20 protein-coding genes and 1 tRNA gene are annotated in these 18193 nt (G+C 59.7%); 9 read left to right on the top strand and 12 right to left on the bottom strand.

What is annotated here, in order from left to right:
- Positions 1–26 precede the first annotated feature (26 nt).
- Complete coding sequence (locus tag BLR31_RS00275) at positions 27–578, bottom strand: gamma-glutamylcyclotransferase (RefSeq protein ID WP_090589459.1); 552 nt, start codon at positions 576–578, stop codon at positions 27–29.
- Between the two features lie 110 nt (positions 579–688).
- Between BLR31_RS00275 and BLR31_RS00280 the strand changes: the two genes are divergently transcribed.
- Positions 689–1657 carry a DUF2125 domain-containing protein gene (locus tag BLR31_RS00280; RefSeq protein WP_176762433.1) on the top strand — a complete coding sequence of 323 codons (969 nt, stop codon included), beginning with the start codon at positions 689–691 and terminating at the stop codon, positions 1655–1657.
- On the opposite strand, the gene BLR31_RS00285 is transcribed toward BLR31_RS00280, so the two are convergent.
- Both BLR31_RS00285 and hisC read right to left on the bottom strand, forming a co-directional pair.
- Complete coding sequence (locus tag BLR31_RS00285; RefSeq protein ID WP_090589466.1) at positions 1649–2572, bottom strand: prephenate/arogenate dehydrogenase family protein; 924 nt, start codon at positions 2570–2572, stop codon at positions 1649–1651. The genes BLR31_RS00280 and BLR31_RS00285 overlap by 9 nt on opposite strands.
- Positions 2569–3669 (bottom strand): histidinol-phosphate transaminase, encoded by a 1101-nt coding sequence (gene hisC / locus BLR31_RS00290; protein ID WP_090589470.1) that lies wholly within the window; start codon positions 3667–3669, stop codon positions 2569–2571. The genes BLR31_RS00285 and hisC overlap by 4 nt, the downstream gene beginning before the upstream one ends.
- Before the next feature lie 170 nt (positions 3670–3839).
- Between hisC and BLR31_RS00295 the strand changes: the two genes are divergently transcribed.
- Both BLR31_RS00295 and BLR31_RS00300 read left to right on the top strand, forming a co-directional pair.
- Positions 3840–4475, top strand: a complete 636-nt coding sequence (locus BLR31_RS00295) for an exopolysaccharide biosynthesis protein (RefSeq protein WP_090589474.1) — start codon at positions 3840–3842, stop codon at positions 4473–4475.
- Positions 4472–6205 carry an alpha/beta hydrolase gene (locus BLR31_RS00300; RefSeq protein WP_090589478.1) on the top strand — a complete coding sequence of 578 codons (1734 nt, stop codon included), beginning with the start codon at positions 4472–4474 and terminating at the stop codon, positions 6203–6205. The genes BLR31_RS00295 and BLR31_RS00300 overlap by 4 nt, the downstream gene beginning before the upstream one ends.
- Here the strand turns inward: BLR31_RS00300 and BLR31_RS00305 are convergent, their stop codons facing one another.
- Complete coding sequence (locus BLR31_RS00305; RefSeq protein ID WP_090589481.1) at positions 6206–6940, bottom strand: class I SAM-dependent methyltransferase; 735 nt, start codon at positions 6938–6940, stop codon at positions 6206–6208.
- A gap of 127 nt (positions 6941–7067) precedes the next feature.
- Between BLR31_RS00305 and gloB the strand changes: the two genes are divergently transcribed.
- A complete protein-coding gene (gene gloB / locus BLR31_RS00310) occupies positions 7068–7835 on the top strand; it encodes a hydroxyacylglutathione hydrolase (RefSeq protein WP_090589485.1) in 768 nt (255 codons plus the stop codon).
- A gap of 22 nt (positions 7836–7857) precedes the next feature.
- Here gloB and BLR31_RS21500 read toward each other — a convergent pair whose 3' ends face one another.
- Positions 7858–8013, bottom strand: coding sequence for a hypothetical protein (locus BLR31_RS21500; RefSeq protein WP_176762434.1), 156 nt, complete (start codon positions 8011–8013; stop codon positions 7858–7860).
- 25 nt (positions 8014–8038) lie between these two features.
- Positions 8039–8115, bottom strand: a tRNA-Arg gene (locus tag BLR31_RS00315).
- A gap of 96 nt (positions 8116–8211) precedes the next feature.
- On the opposite strand from BLR31_RS00315, the gene BLR31_RS00320 reads away from it, so the two are divergent.
- The gene (locus BLR31_RS00320; protein WP_090591900.1) at positions 8212–8760 is read left to right on the top strand and encodes a GNAT family N-acetyltransferase; all 549 of its coding nucleotides are present in this window, start codon (positions 8212–8214) and stop codon (positions 8758–8760) included.
- On the opposite strand, the gene BLR31_RS00325 is transcribed toward BLR31_RS00320, so the two are convergent.
- The 4 genes from BLR31_RS00325 to ftsE form a co-directional block, all read right to left on the bottom strand.
- Entirely contained in the window at positions 8757–9095 is a 339-nt protein-coding gene (locus tag BLR31_RS00325; protein ID WP_090589489.1) for a hypothetical protein, read from the bottom strand. The two genes, BLR31_RS00320 and BLR31_RS00325, sit on opposite strands and share 4 nt — an antisense overlap.
- A gap of 230 nt (positions 9096–9325) precedes the next feature.
- On the bottom strand, positions 9326–10144 hold the full coding sequence (locus BLR31_RS00330) for a lysophospholipid acyltransferase family protein (protein WP_090589493.1): 819 nt from the start codon (positions 10142–10144) through the stop codon (positions 9326–9328).
- A 28-nt stretch (positions 10145–10172) separates the two neighbouring features.
- Positions 10173–11093 (bottom strand): cell division protein FtsX, encoded by a 921-nt coding sequence (locus tag BLR31_RS00335; protein WP_090589497.1) that lies wholly within the window; start codon positions 11091–11093, stop codon positions 10173–10175.
- Entirely contained in the window at positions 11086–11745 is a 660-nt protein-coding gene (ftsE, locus tag BLR31_RS00340; protein WP_090589501.1) for a cell division ATP-binding protein FtsE, read from the bottom strand. Before ftsE ends, BLR31_RS00335 begins: the two co-directional genes overlap by 8 nt.
- A 147-nt stretch (positions 11746–11892) precedes the next feature.
- Between ftsE and BLR31_RS00345 the strand changes: the two genes are divergently transcribed.
- The 3 genes from BLR31_RS00345 to BLR31_RS00355 all read left to right on the top strand — a co-directional run bounded on the left by BLR31_RS00345 (position 11893) and on the right by BLR31_RS00355 (position 14737).
- The gene (locus tag BLR31_RS00345; RefSeq protein ID WP_090589504.1) at positions 11893–12762 is read left to right on the top strand and encodes a zinc-ribbon domain-containing protein; all 870 of its coding nucleotides are present in this window, start codon (positions 11893–11895) and stop codon (positions 12760–12762) included.
- Positions 12763–12848: 86 nt separating this feature from the next.
- Positions 12849–13253, top strand: coding sequence for a response regulator (locus tag BLR31_RS00350; protein ID WP_090589508.1), 405 nt, complete (start codon positions 12849–12851; stop codon positions 13251–13253).
- Between the two features lie 8 nt (positions 13254–13261).
- Positions 13262–14737 carry a phospholipase D-like domain-containing protein gene (locus BLR31_RS00355; protein WP_090589512.1) on the top strand — a complete coding sequence of 492 codons (1476 nt, stop codon included), beginning with the start codon at positions 13262–13264 and terminating at the stop codon, positions 14735–14737.
- A 27-nt stretch (positions 14738–14764) separates the two neighbouring features.
- On the opposite strand, the gene lysA is transcribed toward BLR31_RS00355, so the two are convergent.
- A complete protein-coding gene (gene lysA, locus BLR31_RS00360; RefSeq protein ID WP_090591904.1) occupies positions 14765–16033 on the bottom strand; it encodes a diaminopimelate decarboxylase in 1269 nt (422 codons plus the stop codon).
- Positions 16034–16038: 5 nt separating this feature from the next.
- The gene (gene argH / locus BLR31_RS00365; RefSeq protein ID WP_176762435.1) at positions 16039–17421 is read right to left on the bottom strand and encodes an argininosuccinate lyase; all 1383 of its coding nucleotides are present in this window, start codon (positions 17419–17421) and stop codon (positions 16039–16041) included.
- A gap of 34 nt (positions 17422–17455) precedes the next feature.
- On the opposite strand from argH, the gene BLR31_RS00370 reads away from it, so the two are divergent.
- On the top strand, positions 17456–18121 hold the full coding sequence (locus BLR31_RS00370; RefSeq protein WP_090589516.1) for a TlpA family protein disulfide reductase: 666 nt from the start codon (positions 17456–17458) through the stop codon (positions 18119–18121).
- The last annotated feature ends 72 nt before the right edge of the window (positions 18122–18193 follow it).

Raw genomic sequence — 18193 nt, forward strand, 5'->3', positions numbered from 1 at the left:
CGCTGTGTGGCATTTATGCGCGGCGGTCAAATCGCGCCCTGATGTGTCCGGATCATCTCCGCGAGTGCCTGAACCTGGCGATCGGCGATACCGATGTCCCGCAAATGATCGGCGGTATTGATCACATAGTCGATATTGGGGCCAGCCTGCCCCACGGCGCCATTTACCAGGGCAAATTGCTCTTCAAGACTTAACCGGCCTGCATATTGGCTGTGATGCGGATCGGCGACGAAGGTCAGCGCAGGAACGGTCTGACCCGAGGCGAGGCGAATGGGCCGCCGAGTTTCGAGATAAACGCCGGTCACCTGCTCGCGCTCGCGTAGATATTCACGCACTGCGCTCCAATCGTCGGCTGCCACCTCAAAGGCCATCCCTACACAGGCCCCACCGCGTTCGAGCCCGAAGACGAGCCCTGGGCGCTCGGCTGTACCGCGATGACGGTGCGAATAGATGCACAGACGGCGATGGACCCCACGCAACAGCGCGCGCTCAGCCGTCACGAACGCGAAACCCGGACGCCAGATCAGCGAGCCGTATCCAAAAACCCATTGTGTCGACGAGTCGGGAGAACTGGACATGCCACTTCGATGCCATGGCTACGCAGCGCCCGCAAGGCCTCGGCGCTCCATCTCATAACGCGCGAAATTGCCCCATGACGCCAGCGAACGAACACTCTATGAAGGGCATCATGAAGCGCTTCGTCATCATGATCGTCATCGTCCTCGCCATCTCCGTTTTATGGATGGCAGGCTGGTTCTACATCGCCGGGCAAGTCCGCACTGAAATTGCCTATCTGGCGCAAGCCGATGGAATTTCCCAGCCGCGGCTCACATGCGAAAGCCTCGATGTCGGGGGCGCTCCGTTCTCGTTTTCGCCGCGCTGTCAGGGCGCGCAGATCACGGCAGCCGATACGACCATATCGATCCCCGATGTGCGGGGCACGGCGCTCTTTTATCGCCCATTTCATATCCAGGCCGTCGCAACGGGCCCGGCTCGTGTCACCGACGCTTTCACGGGAGCGGCCCAGGAAATCGACTGGTCGAACCTCCACGCCAGTCTGCGGTTGGCCGGGAGCGCCATTGAACGGTTCTCAGTTGTCGCCGACGATCTGGTCTATCGCGATGTTCTGATGGCCGAAACCGAGTTGGGCACAGCAAGCCGCGGCGAAATCCATCTTGTTGATGCCACGCCAGCCGAGCCTGCGCCTGGTACGGGCATGATCTATGATTTTTATGCCATGCTCGAAAATGTGACGAGCCAGCCCAATGATATTGCCCAAGGTGCGTTGGCTATTGATGGACAGCTAACTGGCGTCCCCGACCCTACCCTTTGGGGCGACCCGGATCTCGTCGCCTACTGGCAGGCGTATGACGGTCGTTTCTCGCTGCGCGGCCTGGACCTCACCGCAGAAGGGCTCAGCCTTTCGGCAGAGGGAGAAGTCAGCCTGGCTGAAACTGGCCTCCTGAACGGCAATCTTGCAGTCGTATCGCGCGGCATCTCAGACCGCATCGCCGCCATCGTCGGAGACCCCGCGGTCGCGCAGATCGTTCTTGGCAGCCCGGACGACACCGGCGTCTCGCGTCAGAATCTGACGATCACCAACGGAACCGTCATCGTCGGCATCCTGCCAATCGCCAGCCTGCCGCCGCTATTCTGAAGCTTTGCCATCGCCGTGCGGGCGGCCGAAGTCGGGCGCTGCTGTCTCCTGGCCCGCAGCAATGATCGAGCGGCGAATGGTGCGGGTGCGCGTAAACAACGTCTCCAGCGCATCACCATCGCCAATCCGCACGGCCCGTTGCAAGACGCTCAAATCCTCGAGAAATCGGCCCAGCATTTCCAGAACCGCCTCGCGATTGGTCAAGAACACGTCACGCCACATGACCGGATCGGATGCCGCGATACGTGTGAAATCGCGAAATCCCGAGGCCGAGAACTTGATCACCTCCGACTGCGTGTGCTCTTCGAGATCGGCAACCGTCCCCACGATATTGTAGGCTACAAGGTGCGGCACATGGCTCGTGATCGCAAGAACGAGATCATGGTGTTCGGGGCTCATGGTTTCGACGTCGGACCCCAGACCCTTCCAGAACGCGGTAAGCATCGCGATCGCGTCTGAACTGGCGCCCTCGACCGGCGTTAGAACGCACCAGCGGTTTTCGAAGAGATCGGCGAACCCCGCCGAGGGTCCCGAATGCTCGGTACCTGCAAGAGGGTGCCCCGGGATAAAATGGACACCCGCTGGAACATAAGGCGAGACGACATCGACCACATGCTTTTTAACCGAGCCCACGTCCGAGAGAATCGCACCGGGCTTGAGCGAGCCTGAGATATCTTTCGCTAAGGCTTCGTAAGCCCCCACCGGTGCGCACAGGATCACCAGATCAGCATCGCGCACAGCGTCAGCGGCACTCGTGAAATACTGGTCACCCAACCCCAGCCTTTCGGCCTCGTCTAGCGTCTCCTGGCGTCGCGTAGCGATGGCAATGGTCTTGGCCAACCCCGCCCGACGCGCTCCGCGCGCGATCGACGACCCGATCAGGCCAATACCAATGAGAGCGAGTTTTTCGATCATTGTTCGTCCATAAATGTCTGGAGGCAATCGGCGACCGCGCGCATCGCATCTTCGCTGCCGATGGAAATACGTAACCCGTTGGAAATTCCATACCCGCCCATTTCGCGCACCACGAGCCCGCGCTCCAAAAGCGCGGCATTGGCGTCGCTGGCCGTCTGACCGGGTGTTTCGGGAAAGAGCACGAGGATAAAATTCCCTTGGCTTGGCAGTACGCGCAGACGGTTGGAAGCGATCTTCGCAGTGAGCCAGTCGCGCCATTGGCCGTTGTGCGCGCGCAGGGCTTTAGTGAAGGCCAGATCACGCACCGCCGCGGTTGCCGCAACTTGCCCCAGGACCGATACGTTGAACGGCCCGCGAATGCGATTGACCGCATCAACGAGATGTTCAGGTCCGTAAAGCCACCCAACTCGCGCTGCGGCCAGACCCATCTTGGAAAATGTGCGGACCATCACGACGTTATCGGCACGCTCGACGAGCGAGATGCCAACACCATAGTCGGCGGCCGTCACATATTCGGCGTAGGCGGAATCGATTACCAGCAGCACATTAGACGGCAATCCCGCATGCAACCGGTCCAACTCGTCAGCTGACAGGTAGGTGCCCGTGGGGTTATTGGGATTGGCCAGGAAAACGATCCGCGTCTTCTCGGTCACCGCCGCAAGCAGGGCGTCGACATCGGCACGATAATCCGTTTCGGGCGCAATGACCGGCGTTCCACCCGCGGCCTGCGTGACGATGGGATAGACCATAAAGCCATACTGGCTCATCACGGCTTCGTCGCCATCCCCGATATAGGTCTGCGCCAGAAGATGCAGAACTTCGTCCGAGCCCGCGCCCACAACGATCCGCTCCGGGTCGATACCATGCACCTCGCCGAGCGCCTGCCGCAGTTCGCGCGAAGAGCCCTCGGGATAGATTTCAAGCTTTTCCGCCGCCGCCCTGACCGCTTCTATGGCCTTGGGACTAGCGCCCAATGGAGACTCATTGGCCGAGAGTTTTATGTTTTCGGCAGCCTTTTTCCCAGGTGCGCTCGACCGGCCCGGTACATAGGGCGCGATATTGAGAATGCCCTTCTGCGGCACTGGTCTTTCGGTCATGGCGTTCACTTGAATAGGACTGAAAATCGCCCGCTTTACGGGACGGGCGGACCATAGTGAAAGCTTTGAGCCAAGGCAATTGGCTCCGGCGCGCGGCTGGTGGTTGATCGCGAGCGCCCATCCCTGCATGATCACTCTTCACGCCAGAACAAACTCAGGACATCGCCCGTATGACTTCGACCGCACGCGGTCCCACCCACGTGGAGGTTCAGATCGGTGTCCTGCTCAGAGCACTAGAAGCGTCTCACGCCGAAGAACAGGCACGCTTTACCGTCAATCAGCTCATCGCGGCGCTCGGCACCAGCTCTCATATACTGGTGATTTTGTTTTTTTCCGTCCTCAACATGGTGCCAGGCCCTCCGGGATACGGCGGCACGATCGCCATCGCCATCATTGGGTTTGCGATCGCGATGATTGCCGACGCTCCACTGGTGCTGCCCGGATGGGTCGGCCAGCGTCGCCTGCCGGTCAAGGCCCTCATGCGCGTAACAGATCTGTTTGCGCGGATCGCGCGGTTTGTGGGTAAGCTGTCCCGCCCGCGCCTGACCATGATGTCTGCGCCGGCGCTTCGGCCATTTCTTGGCCTTTTTATCATCGCGGTCAGCCTGCCCATGATGCTGCCGATCCCCTTTATCAACGCCGTGCCCAATGTCGGCATCTGTATTTTGTGTCTGGGTTGGATAAACCGCGATGCTCTCGCCATTATGGTTGGAATTGTGGTGGCCTTGATCGGGCTGGGGATTGCCGGCCTTGCCATCTGGGGCGCTTATCACCTGGCGAACGTCGCCTTTGAGGCTGTGCAGTGAAGGCTAATTGGCGCCCAGCGCGCACCGTTTTGGCCGCAATCTACCGCCTGCCTGCCGGTGGGCTGTTTCTGGGTCTCGTCTTTTTCGCGCTGTCCCTGACGCCATCGCTGATCCCGCGCCAGTTCGTGATCCAAGGCATATTGTCGGGCTGCGTCTTTGCCGCCGGCTATGGCATTGGGGTCTTTTTCGAGTGGCTTTGGAATTTCATGGGCCTGAGGCCGCCGCGTCGCCGCTGGGCCTGGTATGCCCACTGGACCATGATTCTAATTGCAGTGGGGTTCGCGTTTATCTGTCTCTGGCTTTCGACGGGATGGCAAAATTCCATCCGCGCGGTCATGGCCATGCCCGCCGTCGAAACCAATCAACCCATCTATGTTGTGGCAATTGCCGTCGTGCCGGCCGTCGTCCTCATCTTGCTCGGCACGCTGATCGTCTCCGGCGTGCGACTCGTCTCCGGTTGGCTGCGCTACATTATTCCACCCCGCGTGGCGCTGGTGGGCGGCATTGTGGTCGTGATGGTCCTGACCAACATCACCGTCAACGGTGTTCTGGGGCGCTGGGCCTTTGCTGCCGCGGACCGGTTCTATGCCAACCTCGACACTCTGGCCGGCGCTTGTGAGGAACAGCCCCGGGATCCCTTGCGCTCGGGTAGCGCTGCCTCGCTCATCGATTGGAACACGATCGGCCTCGATGCCCGCGTCTATGTCCAATCGGGTCCGACCGCGCGGGAAATAGAGGAAATCACCAACCGCCAGGCCGAAACGCCGTTACGGGTCTATGTCGGCCTGCGATCAGCCCCGACCATCTCAGAACGTGCCCAGCTTGCCCTCGATGAAATGATCCGGATAGGTGCCTTCGAGCGCTCGGCTATTGTGATCATCATGCCCGTCGGCACGGGTTGGGTGCAACCTCCGGCTATCGATACGCTGGAATTTCTCTATGGCGGCGACGTCGCGAGCGTTGCCATGCAATATTCCTACCTCACAAGCTGGCTCTCGCTTGTGACCGAACCCAATGTGGGTGTGGAAGCCGCTCGCGCGCTGTTCGACACGGTCTTTGCCCATTGGAACAGCTTACCGCCCGCAGATCGCCCGGAGCTCTATCTCCACGGGCTCAGCCTTGGCGCATACAGTTCGCAGGCCTCGATTAATCTCTTTGATATCCTCTCCAACCCCATCGACGGCGCGCTCTGGGTCGGGCCGCCCTTCGCCAGCCAGATCTGGCGCGACGTCACCGGAGCCCGCAACCCCGAAAGTCCCGCATGGCTACCCGAAGTTGGCGATGCTTCGATCGTGCGCTATGCCAATCAATATGAAGGGCTGGAAAGCGCGGGACGCCGCTGGGGACCGCTTCGGCTGTTCTATCTGCAATACGGCAGCGACCCGGTAGTATTTTTCGACCCCGACATCCTCTATCGCCGCCCCGCTTGGCTCGAAAGCCCGCGTGCGCCCGATGTCTCGCCGGCGCTTACTTGGTATCCGGTCGTCACCTTCCTCCAACTCGCCTTCGATCTGGTTCTCGCCCAGACATCCCCCATCGGTTACGGCCACGTCTATGCCCCGCAACACTATCTCAAGGCGTGGATCGAAATCACCCAGCCTCCGGGCTGGACCGAAGACGAACTGGCGGCTCTGACCGAGCGCCTGTCTCGCCAAGGGACATACCGCGACATAGTGGGCGGATGGTTTCGACAAACGGACGCCGACAACGAGGGCTTTCCGTTTTTCTGATTATGAAATCAGCCGCGCCGTTTGTGGGCTGAGTTCTGGGCTGGCATGGGTCTTTTCCACGCGCCTGCGTCGAGCAATGGCAGGGAATTGCTCCTTTTTCGCCCGCACACACATGACGCCCGCCAAAGTGGGACCGAAAACCCGTCCGCCCTTTTCGAACATCTTTGCAGACCGCAAGACCAGTTGGGAATTGAATGGTGGAAGGTAAAGGCAGTCGCGCCACTCCTCTGGCGTAAAGGAATGATTGCGCAGCAGCGTGTCCATCTGGCTGCGCGAATAGGGCTGCCCGAACCCGAAGGGATTGTTGTCCAGTCCGGCCCACAATCCGCGCCGCCGGGGCACGACAAGAACGATGCGTGCACCGGGCGCGCAGATGCGCCAAAGCTCACGCATCTGGTCTTCGGCATCGAGAACATGCTCGAACCCGTGAATGGCAATGACCAGATCCACAGCCGAATCGGTGAGCGGCATTTCGAGCGGATCGCAGAGCACGGTGTGCGAAGGCCCTTCTCGCGGCCAACTCGACGCCCCTTGCCGCGCGGGCATGAATGCGAGAACCCTCTCAGCGCCCTTAAGCGCACCGCGCAAATATGGCGTGGCAAAACCCAGCCCAAGAATGCGAAGGCCGGTAACGTCGCCCGCCAACTGGCTGACCTGTTCGCGCACGAGGCCGCGCGTTAGCCGCCCCAGTGGTGATTTGTAGAACTGGATCAGCCCGTCGACATCAGGGGTCATGAATTGGCCAGCGTCCGTTCGTTGCAACCAGTCTCCTATGTGAGGGGTTTGAGCCTCAAGGTCAAACCTTGCACACCGGGCGCCCTGCCCTTAGGTTGCCCGCACCTGCCAAAAAAGGATATGCCCCATGCCGCTCGAGATCGCCGTCTTTCCAGCCCTGAGCGACAATTTCGGTTACCTCATCCGAGACGAGGCCTCGGGTCGGGTCGCCGCCATCGACGCCCCCGAAGAAGCTCCGATCCTTGCGGAGCTCGAACGCCGCGGCTGGGAGCTGACCGATATCCTGATCACCCACCACCACGCCGACCATACCGATGCCATCGCCCCCCTTAAGCAGCGTTCTAGCGTGCATGTCACCGGTCCTCGCGCCGAGGCCGACAAGATCGAGGGCCTCGATACGCTCGTCGCTGGTGGCGATCACGTGATGTTCGGCGAGACGCGTTTTGACGTCATCGACGTGCCCGGTCACACCCTCGGTCATATCGCCTTCCATTCGGCGGCGGACAAGACACTCTTCTCGGCCGACGCGTTGTTTTCATTGGGCGTGGGAAGAATGTTTGAAGGCGATTATAAATCGATGTGGGAAGGGCTTGAGCGGCTCAAGGCCCTCGATCCGCAAACGCTGATTTATTGCGGCCACGAATACACATTGGCGAATGCGAAATTCGCGCTCTCCGTCGATCCGGACAACGCATCACTCAAGGCGCGCGCGGATGAGGCGAAGCGGCAGATCGATCGCGGCGAAGCAACGATCCCCGTCTTGTTGGCGGACGAGTTGGCAGCCAACCCGTTCCTGCGCGCGGACGAGCCCTCGCTGGCCAAGGCACTTGGCTTGGAGGACGCGCCCGCATGGCAGGTGTTCGGCGCTGTTCGTAAGGCCAAGGACGATTTTTGACGCCGCCTGGGTCAGATCAGACCTAGATGCGTTGCCGCAACTCATCGATGCGCTGGATTTGGGTCTCGAGTTCGGATTTCAGTGCCAATCGCTCGGCCGGCCCATAGCGATTGCCGGCCAGCGCTCGCTCGAGTTCTTCTATAGCGCGGGTCAATTTGGCCAGGGCGGACGTCGACATGATATACCTCTTGGCCTTGGGGAAATGGTGATCCCGACTGGATTCGAACCAGTGACCCTCAGATTAGGAATCTGATGCTCTATCCTGCTGAGCTACGGGACCACGCGAAAATCGCTTAGCAAATCGAAGGCGTAAAAGAAACACAGTTTGCACCGTTGCGTCTCCGATACCCGAACGAACATGGATGGGATGGACCAGATGCTGCCCAAAGCTGCTGAACCGACCCTCATCACCGGACGCCTGATCCTGAGGCCATTCCGGGCCTCCGATCTTCAGCCATATGCCGCGATGAATGCAGATCCAGACGTCATGCGCTATCTCGGCGGGCCGATATCGCGCGCAGAAACAGAACGCCAGATGATCCTTGCCAACCAGACCTGGTCAAAATCACGCCTTGGCAAAATCGCTATCGCACATCAGACCGACGGCGCATTCCTGGGCATGTGTGGGCTATCGTTCGAACATTGGTATCCTGATGATCTCGAACTGGGCTGGCGTCTCGCCCCCCAATACTGGGGCAAGGGGTTTGCGACAGAGGCAGCTTTTGCCTGGCTTGATTACGGCTATGCGACGCTAAAGGCGCACCGTATTATTTCGATCACCGACGTCCCAAATCAGCGATCCATCGCCGTAATGGAACGGATAGGCATGATTTTCGATCACGCAAAAACCTTGGATGCGGACGGCGATATCTTCGATGTGGTCATTTACCGCCACGACCGCCCGGCGGAAAACCAGCGGACTTAAGCTGCGTTGCGGTCTGGATATTGGCGCGTGCCTTCGAGATCCCAAGCCAGCGTCATGATGGCAAGTGGCTCGCCCGGAGCGGCCATAGACAGCATTTGGGCACCACCGGCGCTGACCTTGCGGAAGCGTTGGCGCGACATGGGATCAGCGATAAGATCTTCCGCCGTACCCGCCCAGCGGATTACCCCGTGCTCCACAAGCGCATAGAACTGCGCCGCAGCCATACGTGCGCGTTCCTCCACGACACGGCTCATGAGATAGCGACGGCCAGATCGACCGGTCCAAAGCAACGCTCCCCCTGCGTCCTTGGGATTGATGCTCGCCGATCCGTCCATAGTTACCCCCGACAAAGCGGTCAGTCTTCTCCAGTCACCGATCATCACATTAGTCCCGAGCGGATGGACCCGACCTCTCACCACCCGGAATTATGCCTCCGGATCACGAGAACAAAATTAGAACAAAACGCACCGCTCGTCAAGCGTGAGCATATGGCGAGTGTCCCACTCACCACGCCTCGTGTCAATATATGGTGCACTGAGTCCAGCGATATACAAGTTATCGTATATCAGGCGGTTTTGCCGGCCGCTGCCAGTTCCGCTTCCACCTCGGCAAGACGCGCGCCAAGGCGCGGGGATATCGGGCGTGCCAGCCCCTTGCGCGCATCCTCGAGTATCATCTTGTTGGTTTCGGTTTCGATCCGATCGATCAGCGTCCGCTGAAATTCCTCCGCCGGCAGACCCGGTGGGATCGGCTCGAGAAATTTCGCCCGCGCCGTACCCGGCCAGAGAACCGGGCTGTTGCGCCCCCAATATAGCCCCGACGTCAGCGCAACCGGAACCACCGGCACATTGAGCGCCATATAGAGTTTGACGATGCCCGACCGATAAGCCGGCACGTCAAGTGGCGCCCTCCTGGTTCCCTCGGGAAAAATGATGACCTTATGGCCTTGCGCAACCGATCCGCGCGCGTGCTCGAGCATAAGCGGCATCGCCTCTTTGCCCTTCTTGCGGTCGACCGGAACGGTGTTGATCCAGCGTGCGCACCATCCGAAGAACGGAATATCGAGCAGTTCTTTTTTCGCTATGAAGGCTGGTTCGTCCACATAGGGCAATATCGCGAAAATATCCCAGTCAGACTGATGCTTGGCCCCAATGATGCAACCCTCTTGGGGAATGTTTTCCTGCCCCGTCACGACGGTACGAATTCCCACCACCCAACGCAGGAAGAATAAATTCGAGTCGCCCCAGTACTGCGCGATCCCCCGGCCTATGGGCTTGAGCTGCGGCGCGATTTTGGCCATCAACCCCATCACGATGGCGAGCGGCATGGTGTGCAGGAAATAGAGGGCGTAAAAAACCGCCGAGCGGATGGCTTGAACGATCATGATCTACTCCACCCGTCCGCAGACCGGGCTAGGATATTTGGGTGAGGAAGCGTCGCACCGTCAACCGCGAGGTGACAGCGGTCAAACCTGCGATCACCAGAACGACACCCACAATACCCAAAAGCCCGCTGATGCCCAGCGCGAACTGACCGAACAGCACGCCAAGTTGCGCGCTGGAGGTTTCAGGAACCACCGTGCTCATAGCCGTTCCCGCGATGATGAAAAATACGATCGCCGCGATTCCGCCTGCAAGGCCACCCTTCAGCCCGAGCAAGAGAAAGCGTCCCTGAAACTCGCCTGCAATGAACCGGTTCGACGCCCCGATGAAATGCAGCACGTCGACGATTTCTCGGTTGGTGGACATCGTCCCGCGGGTCGCAAAGACAATGGCCAGCGTGGTGGCGACAAGAATGAGCGCGAGGACCAGGATACCCGACACCACGATCGTTCCGGCCATGGTGTTGAGTTGCACCCGCCACGCCGCATGCGTTTCAAGTGTCGCACCGGGGATTGCAGCGATTTCGTTTTCCAGTCGCACGATGTCAGCGGCATTGGGGTCGGACAACTGCACGATCACTAGTCGTGGAATGGTGAGGTCGGAAAGGTCCAGCCCGGCACCGAGCCAGGGCTCAAGCAACGCTTCGCTCTCTTCGATCGTGAGCACCCGCGCGCTCGCCACCCCGGGAACCGCTTCAGATAGGGAAACGGCCAGCCGAAGGTTCGATTCGATCACCTCACCGTCGAGCGGTCGGATCTGGATGGTCAATTCACGTCCCACATCGGCAGACCAGCCCATGGCAGACTTCTGCACGAGCAACACGCCGCCGAATGTAACGCAGGATAAAAACGTCATGATGCCGATGAGCAGCATCAAAGTCCGCCCCGCCACCGACTGTGCCGGAACAATCGGATTGGGCCGCGGAAAGCGCAATTTCAGGCCCTCACTCATGGAAGGTCAGCTCCCCATCGTTCAAGAGCATGCGCGGATAATCGAATTTTTCGAGCAGTGCCAGTTCATGGGTGGCAAGGATAATGGTCGTACCCATTCTGTTGAGTTGCTCGAACAGATGAAGCAACCGCTCGGACAATTCGGGGTCCACATTCCCCGTCGGTTCGTCCGCCAGAAGGATGTCGGGTTTTGCGATGACCGCCCGCGCGATCGCCGCGCGCTGCTTTTCGCCCCCCGAGAGAACGGCAGGATGAGCATCCATCCGATCACCTAGTCCCACCCAGTCCAAGAGCTCTTCCACGTTGGAGCGATAGCTCGCTTCGGCCTGGCCACGAACCCGAAACGGCAGGGCAACATTTTCGAACGTCGTCAAATGATCGAGCAGCCGAAATTCCTGAAAGACGATGCCGATATGGCGGCGCATCTGCAGGAGCCGGTCCCTGTCGAGCGCCGTCACGTCCTCGCCAAACATCGAAACCGATCCGCGGGTCGGCTTGAGTGACAAAAGCAAAAGACGCAACAACGAGGTCTTGCCCGAGCCCGACGGCCCGGTCAGGAAATGAAACGAACCCGGTGAGATCGTGAAGGTCAGATCTTTGAGAATTTCAGGACCATGCCCATAGCGCAGCCCCACATTGTCGAACGCGATCAAACCCGCCCCTTTCGCGAATCACTTGGCTCAAAAACACTCTAGCAGCGATCACCCAGCCATGGCGGCAATGGGGCGGTGTTTCAAGAGTTTTAACCCGCCACCCCTAGTGTTTCCCTCGACAACAGCCCACAGGACCGCGGCCAGAGCGTGATCATCACTTGCCCCAACTGCCGGACACGCTATCGCCTGGCGTCCGATGCCCTCAGTGCGGCTGGACGGCAGGTGCAATGCGCGGCGTGTTCTGAGCTTTGGTATGCCACCCCGAGCTTTCCTGCACCGCCCGTTCCTGACCCTGAACCCAGTGACGACGAGCTCGTATTTCGCGCTGATTCCGACACGCTGTTCACCCAGGCTGACGAAGATCGTCTCGACGATGCGTTCTTGCGCGCCGATCAGACTGTGCCGCTGAAAAACGATATCGAGCAGCCCGAGCCCCTCGAAGAGCCCGCCAACCAGGACCTCCCGCAATCGAGTGCTACCGACGCGCGGCATCATCGCGCTAGGACCGAAGCTCTCGCCAAGCGCCGCCGTGGCATGATCGCGGCCCTGCCGATGTCACGCGTACGACGCCTCTTCAGGATGGCGACGGCGATCACGCTGGTCGGGCTCCTGGCGTCCGCGATCGCCTTCAGAACAGATATCGTTCGCGCCGTTCCTCAGCTCGATGGCCTCTATAGTCTTGTGGGACTTGGAACAAATGTCGTCGGACTTGATTTTACCGACGTTAAGACTCTGGGAACCACGCGTGACGGAAACAATGTCCTGATCGTCACCGCTAAGATTTCCAACATTACGAATCGGCTAGCCTACGTCCCATCCGTGCTTGTCAGTCTTTTGGGATCAGAGAGCCAGGTACTCTACGAATGGACTGTAACGCCATCGGTCCGCGAAATACTGCCAGGCGATCTACTTGAGATCGACGCACAATTAACCGGGCCGCCACAAGGCGTATCCGCCGTGAGATTAAGCTTCGTAGAGGGTCGAAATAGGCCCGTCGGCGACGCAGGCGCCAGTTGAGCGCTTGAGACAGAATATTGCAGGTTCGCCTTGGCCCAGGGATTCGCTGGCCCGAGGACACGAGCCCGATCGGAGACAGATACACCATGGCCCGCATTCTTGTGGCAGAAGATGATGACAACGTCCGCAGCTTTGTGGTGCGCGCGCTGCAGATGAGCGGTCACGACGTGATGGACGCCTCGGATGGCGGTCTGGCACTCGAAATTGTCGCCGAGGAAGACGGGCAGTTCGACCTCTTGGTCTCCGACATCAAGATGCCTGTGATGGACGGCATTTCGCTCGCCCTTAGCGTCGGAGCCACATATCCAGACCTTACGATCGTACTCATGACCGGCTTTGCCGACCAGCGCGAGCGCGCGCACGGGCTTGATGCGCTAATCTATGATGTAATCAACAAGCCCTTCTCCCTCGCCCAACTGGTCGAGAAGGTGAGCGATGCGCTGGCTGGCCGACCTGCGGAAATCATTCCTTTGGCCCGCTCGGCACTCTGAACCCAGCCATGTCCACCCCCATCGCCAATACTGGCTTTGTGCCCGGCAGCAATTGCCTTGAGGTGCACGAAGCCGATCGTTTTGGGGTGATCGTGGATGCCGATGATTATTTCTCGATCGCGCGGCGGGCCATGCTGGGGGCTAAGCGGCGCATCACGCTGATAGGGTGGGATTTCGACGCCCGTATCGCGATCGGCGCCCCAAGTGTCGACGGCGGACCAGAGACCCTTGGCGATTTCATATATTGGCTCGTCGAGCGAAATCCCGAGCTCGAAATATTTCTGCTCCGCTGGGACGTCGGTGCCCTCAAGAGCGTATTCCGCGGCACGACCCTCCTGAGCCTTTTCAAGTGGATGGCGCACCCACGCATTCATACAAAGCTCGATCGTCACCATCCTACAGCATCCTCGCACCATCAAAAGATCGTGGTCATCGATGAGGCGCTGGCGTTTGTCGGCGGCATCGACATGGTCTCGGGTCGCTGGGACACGCGTGAGCATCGCTTCGCTGACGAGAGGCGTAAGCACCCAGGCAGCAACAAGCCCTATAAGCCCTGGCACGACGCGACCTCTGCTATGACGGGCCCGGTTGTCGATACGATCTTGAGCGTCTGTCGTGAACGCTGGGATGACGCGGGCGGCAAGCCTCCGATGACGCCACTTTCCGACACAGCGGCGATCTGGCCTGAAGGGCTCTGGACACATTTTCAGACTATGCCGGTAGCCATTTCGCGCTCGGCGCCCGAGATGGACGACCGAAAAGGCATCCATGAGATCGAGAAACTCTATCTCGACCAGATCGCCGGCGCGCAGCGGTTTGTCTATGCGGAAAGTCAATATTTCGCGTCGCGCCGTATCGCCGAAGCCATTGCTAAACGACTTCAGGAGCCCGACGGCCCCGAGTTCGTAATCGTCAACCCTGAGACCGCCGAAGGTTGGCTGGAACCGATCGCAATGGATACGGCTCGCGCGCGACTTGTCGAGACGCTGCGACGACTTGATACACATGGACGCTTTCGGCTCTATCACCCCGTCAACGCTGGGGGTGAAGCCATCTATGTCCACGCAAAGATCCTGCTCATCGACGATCAGATCCTTCGCATCGGCTCATCGAACATGAACAACCGCTCCATGCGGCTCGACACCGAGTGCGACGTGAGCGTCATGGCGAGATCGCCAGATGAATCCAAAGTCATCGCCGATCTGCGCAACGATCTTGTCGCCGAACATCTGGGCTGCAATCCAGGTTTGGTTGCCGAACGCCTAGCAGTCAGCGGCTCGCTGATCCAAACGATCGAACATTTGCGCGGCGATGGCCGCACTCTCAAGCCCTACGAAACCCCGGATCTCTCGGGTGTCGAAGCATGGCTGGCAGAGAACGAGGTCCTCGATCCGGAGGGACCCGGCGAAATGTTCGAACTCCAGAATCGCAAGAGCTTGTTTCGTGGATTGCGGGATCGCCTGCGGCCCCACCACAATAACTAAACGACGCTGAAGCGACCTGCCATCAATTCAGTCGAGCCAACTCGGCACGCTGTCCCGGGCAATAAGCGCGTCGAGGGTCTCGCGGGGACGGACCGTGTGCCACCTGCTTCCGCTCACCAACACTTCGGCGACCAGCGGACGCGTGTTGTAGCTTGAACTCATGACCGCCCCATAGGCGCCTGCGGTCATTACCGCCAAGAGGTCACCTTCGGCGACGCTAGCCATCGTTCGGTTGAGCCCCAGATAGTCACCTGTTTCGCATACCGGCCCCACGACATCCGCCGTAATGCGCTCGGCGTCCGGCGCCGACTGGCGAACCGGCAAGATATCGTGATGCGCTTCATAGAGCGTTGGACGAATGAGATCATTCATCCCAGCATCGACTACGACAAAGCACTTCTTGTCAGTGGGTTTCACGTATTCGACCCGCGTGACCAATACCCCGGCATTACCCGCAATCAGACGACCGGGCTCGAGGATCAGCTTGCAGCCCAGCGGTCCCACATGACGGCGCACGACTTTGGCATATTCGATCGGATCGGGCGGCGGGTTGTTGTCGGTCTGGTAAGGGATGCCAAGGCCGCCACCCACATCCACATGCTTGATCGTGTGCCCCGCAACGCGCAGGCGCCCCACCAGCTCCGTGAGCAGCGCAAAGGCATTATCGAAAGGCTCAAGATCGACGATCTGGCTGCCGATATGCATGTCGACACCCACGGCCTCGAGATGCTCACACGCAGCAATCCGGGCATAGACCTCTTCAGCGCGTTCGAATGGAATGCCGAACTTGTTTTCCGATTTCCCCGTCGAAATCTTTGCGTGCGTCTTAGCGTCAACGTCCGGGTTCACCCGCACGGACACATGCGCAACGCGCCCCATTTGCCCGGCCACGGTATTGAGCCGTTCGAGCTCAGGTTCGGATTCGAGATTAAAGCACAATATCCCGGCTTCAAGCGCCGCACGCATTTCGGCATGTGTCTTGGCCACGCCCGAAAAGATGATCTTGTCGGCCGGAATGCCGGCGCGCAACGCGCGTTCGAGTTCTCCCAGCGAGACAACATCGGCGCCGATACCCTCACGCGCCGCAATAGCCAGCATCGCTTGGTTCGAATTGGCCTTCATGGCGTAGGCCACCAGCGTATCGATCCCTTCGAACGCCTCGGCCATGACCCGAATATGGCGGGTGAACGTCGCTTCGGAATAGCAGTAAAACGGAGTGCCGATCTCTTCGGCAACCTCCATCAGATCGACGTCCTCGGCAAACATCGTTCCGGCGCGATATTGAAAGTGGTGCACCAACTTTAAGCTCCCAACCGTGCCCGCCAGAGCTTGACCTGTTCTTTGACATTGGCCGGCGCCGTACCGCCAAAGCTCGTGCGCGACTTGACCGAATTGTCCACCCCAAGCACCTTGAAGACCTGGCTGGTGATCCGCTCGTCGATTTCCTTGAAATCTTCGATGGTCAGACCTTCGAGACCACAGCCCTTGGCTTCCGCCGCCGCAACCGCTCGGCCGGTGATGTGGTGGGCATCGCGGAAAGGCACATTGACCGCCCGCACAAGCCAGTCGGCCAGATCCGTCGCGGTAGAAAATCCAGCACCCGCCGCAGCCGCCATCTTCTCGCGATTGACGGTCAGATCGCTCATCATCCCGGTCATCGCCGCCAGTGAGAGCGAGAAATTATCGAGCGCGTCGAAAGCAACTTCCTTGTCTTCCTGCATGTCCTTGGAATAGGCCAAGGGCAGCCCCTTCATCACGATCAGCAGCGACGAGAACGCCGAGAAAATCCGCGCCACCTTGGCCCGGATCAACTCCGCTGCGTCTGGATTGCGCTTTTGCGGCATGATCGAAGAGCCGGTCGAAAACTTGTCCGAAAGCCGCACGAAGGCGAACTGCGCCGAAGACCAGATCACCAGTTCTTCCGACAGTCGCGACAAATGCATGGCGCAGATCGAAGCGGCAGAGAGCGTTTCCAAAATGAAATCGCGGTCCGAAACCGCATCGAGCGAATTGGCCGTCGGGCGGTCGAACCCGAGCGCTTCTGCGGTCATGTGCCGGTCGATCGGAAAGCTAGTGCCCGCCAGTGCCGCCGCGCCCAGCGGGCTTTCATTGAGCCGCGCCCGCGCATCGAGAAGGCGTCCCTTGTCGCGCGCCAGCATCTCGACATAGGCGAGCATATGATGGCCAAATGTCACCGGCTGCGCACTTTGCAGATGCGTAAAGCCCGGCATGACAGTCTCGGCTTCAGCCTCGGCCTTGTCGATCAGAACTTTCTGGAGAGTCTCGACCTGAGCAACCAGCGTATCGAGACAATCGCGCACATAGAGTTTGAAGTCCGTGGCCACTTGGTCGTTGCGCGACCGTGCGGTGTGCAAGCGCCCCGCGGGTTCCCCGATCAACTCCTTGAGCCGGCTTTCGACATTCATGTGAATGTCCTCGAGCGCTCGCGAGAAGGTGAACTCTCCCCTCTCGATTTCGCCGCGCACGGTCTCTAGACCGGACACGATCGCGTCCTTATCGTCGCGCGTCAGAATGCCGACTGTTTCAAGCATGTTGGCATGCGCTATGGAGCCGGCAATGTCTTGCGTATAGAGGCGTTTGTCGAAACCGATAGAAGCGTTGATCTCTTCCATGATGGCGTCGGGACCGGATGCGAACCGGCCTCCCCACATGCGATTGCTCATCGGCGCCCCTTAGATTTTGTACGAGTGAAGATTGATGGACCAGAACGAGTCGGACACAGGCGAAAAGCGCAAAAAGCCCCGCAGGCTGTTGGCCGGCGTCGGTCTTTCCGCAGCGGCGGTAGGTATAGCGACGGCGGTTTGGGTTAGCAATGGCGGCATGGGGCTCGCGGCAAGCTGTCCCGCACAGCCCGAGATCGCCCAGACCATCGACGATGCAGCACGTGGCGAGCTTGCGGCCCTCATGCCGTCCCAGCAATGGCGCGATTATTCCGACCTCGCCTTCCAGGACGCCGACGGCAATCCGATAACGCTTGCCGATTTCGCCGGAAAGAAGCTCCTCGTCAATTTCTGGGCCACATGGTGCGCCCCGTGCCGGGAAGAAATGCCCTTCCTCGATGCCCTGCAGGAGGACTACGGCGGGGATGACTTCCAAGTCGTCGCCGTCAGCCTCGACATGGGGTCCGACGGCCCCACCGCCGCGCAACTGTTCCTCGACGAGATCGGCGCCGGCAATCTCGCCTTGTATGCAGATCCCACCTACCAGCTCTTTGAACGTCTGCGGAACGACGCGGTGACCCTCGGGCTGCCGGCAACCGTCCTCGTGGGCGAGGACGGCTGCGAACTGGGCGTGTTGCAAGGGCCGGCCCATTGGGACAGCCCAGATGGGCGCCGAGTCATCGAAACATTGCTCGAAATTTGAGGCAGGAAACCTACTTACTAAAAATTGAGGACTTGCTTGTATTTTAGGCACTCGGTCAACTCACCGTGCGGT

It is taken from the genome of Pelagibacterium luteolum, from assembly GCF_900100665.1.
Taxonomy (GTDB): Bacteria; Pseudomonadota; Alphaproteobacteria; order Rhizobiales; family Devosiaceae; genus Pelagibacterium; species Pelagibacterium luteolum.

Coding starts and splice junctions, on each gene's coding strand:
- BLR31_RS00275 (WP_090589459.1), bottom strand. CDS start 578: ATGTCCAGTTCTCCCGACTCGTCGACACAATGGGTTTTTGGATACGGC.
- BLR31_RS00280 (WP_176762433.1), top strand. CDS start 689: ATGAAGCGCTTCGTCATCATGATCGTCATCGTCCTCGCCATCTCCGTT.
- BLR31_RS00285 (WP_090589466.1), bottom strand. CDS start 2,572: ATGATCGAAAAACTCGCTCTCATTGGTATTGGCCTGATCGGGTCGTCG.
- hisC (WP_090589470.1), bottom strand. CDS start 3,669: ATGACCGAAAGACCAGTGCCGCAGAAGGGCATTCTCAATATCGCGCCC.
- BLR31_RS00295 (WP_090589474.1), top strand. CDS start 3,840: ATGACTTCGACCGCACGCGGTCCCACCCACGTGGAGGTTCAGATCGGT.
- BLR31_RS00305 (WP_090589481.1), bottom strand. CDS start 6,940: ATGACCCCTGATGTCGACGGGCTGATCCAGTTCTACAAATCACCACTG.
- gloB (WP_090589485.1), top strand. CDS start 7,068: ATGCCGCTCGAGATCGCCGTCTTTCCAGCCCTGAGCGACAATTTCGGT.
- BLR31_RS21500 (WP_176762434.1), bottom strand. CDS start 8,013: ATGTCGACGTCCGCCCTGGCCAAATTGACCCGCGCTATAGAAGAACTC.
- BLR31_RS00320 (WP_090591900.1), top strand. CDS start 8,212: ATGCTGCCCAAAGCTGCTGAACCGACCCTCATCACCGGACGCCTGATC.
- BLR31_RS00325 (WP_090589489.1), bottom strand. CDS start 9,095: ATGGACGGATCGGCGAGCATCAATCCCAAGGACGCAGGGGGAGCGTTG.
- BLR31_RS00330 (WP_090589493.1), bottom strand. CDS start 10,144: ATGATCGTTCAAGCCATCCGCTCGGCGGTTTTTTACGCCCTCTATTTC.
- BLR31_RS00335 (WP_090589497.1), bottom strand. CDS start 11,093: ATGAGTGAGGGCCTGAAATTGCGCTTTCCGCGGCCCAATCCGATTGTT.
- BLR31_RS00350 (WP_090589508.1), top strand. CDS start 12,849: ATGGCCCGCATTCTTGTGGCAGAAGATGATGACAACGTCCGCAGCTTT.
- BLR31_RS00355 (WP_090589512.1), top strand. CDS start 13,262: ATGTCCACCCCCATCGCCAATACTGGCTTTGTGCCCGGCAGCAATTGC.
- argH (WP_176762435.1), bottom strand. CDS start 17,421: ATGAGCAATCGCATGTGGGGAGGCCGGTTCGCATCCGGTCCCGACGCC.
- BLR31_RS00370 (WP_090589516.1), top strand. CDS start 17,456: ATGGACCAGAACGAGTCGGACACAGGCGAAAAGCGCAAAAAGCCCCGC.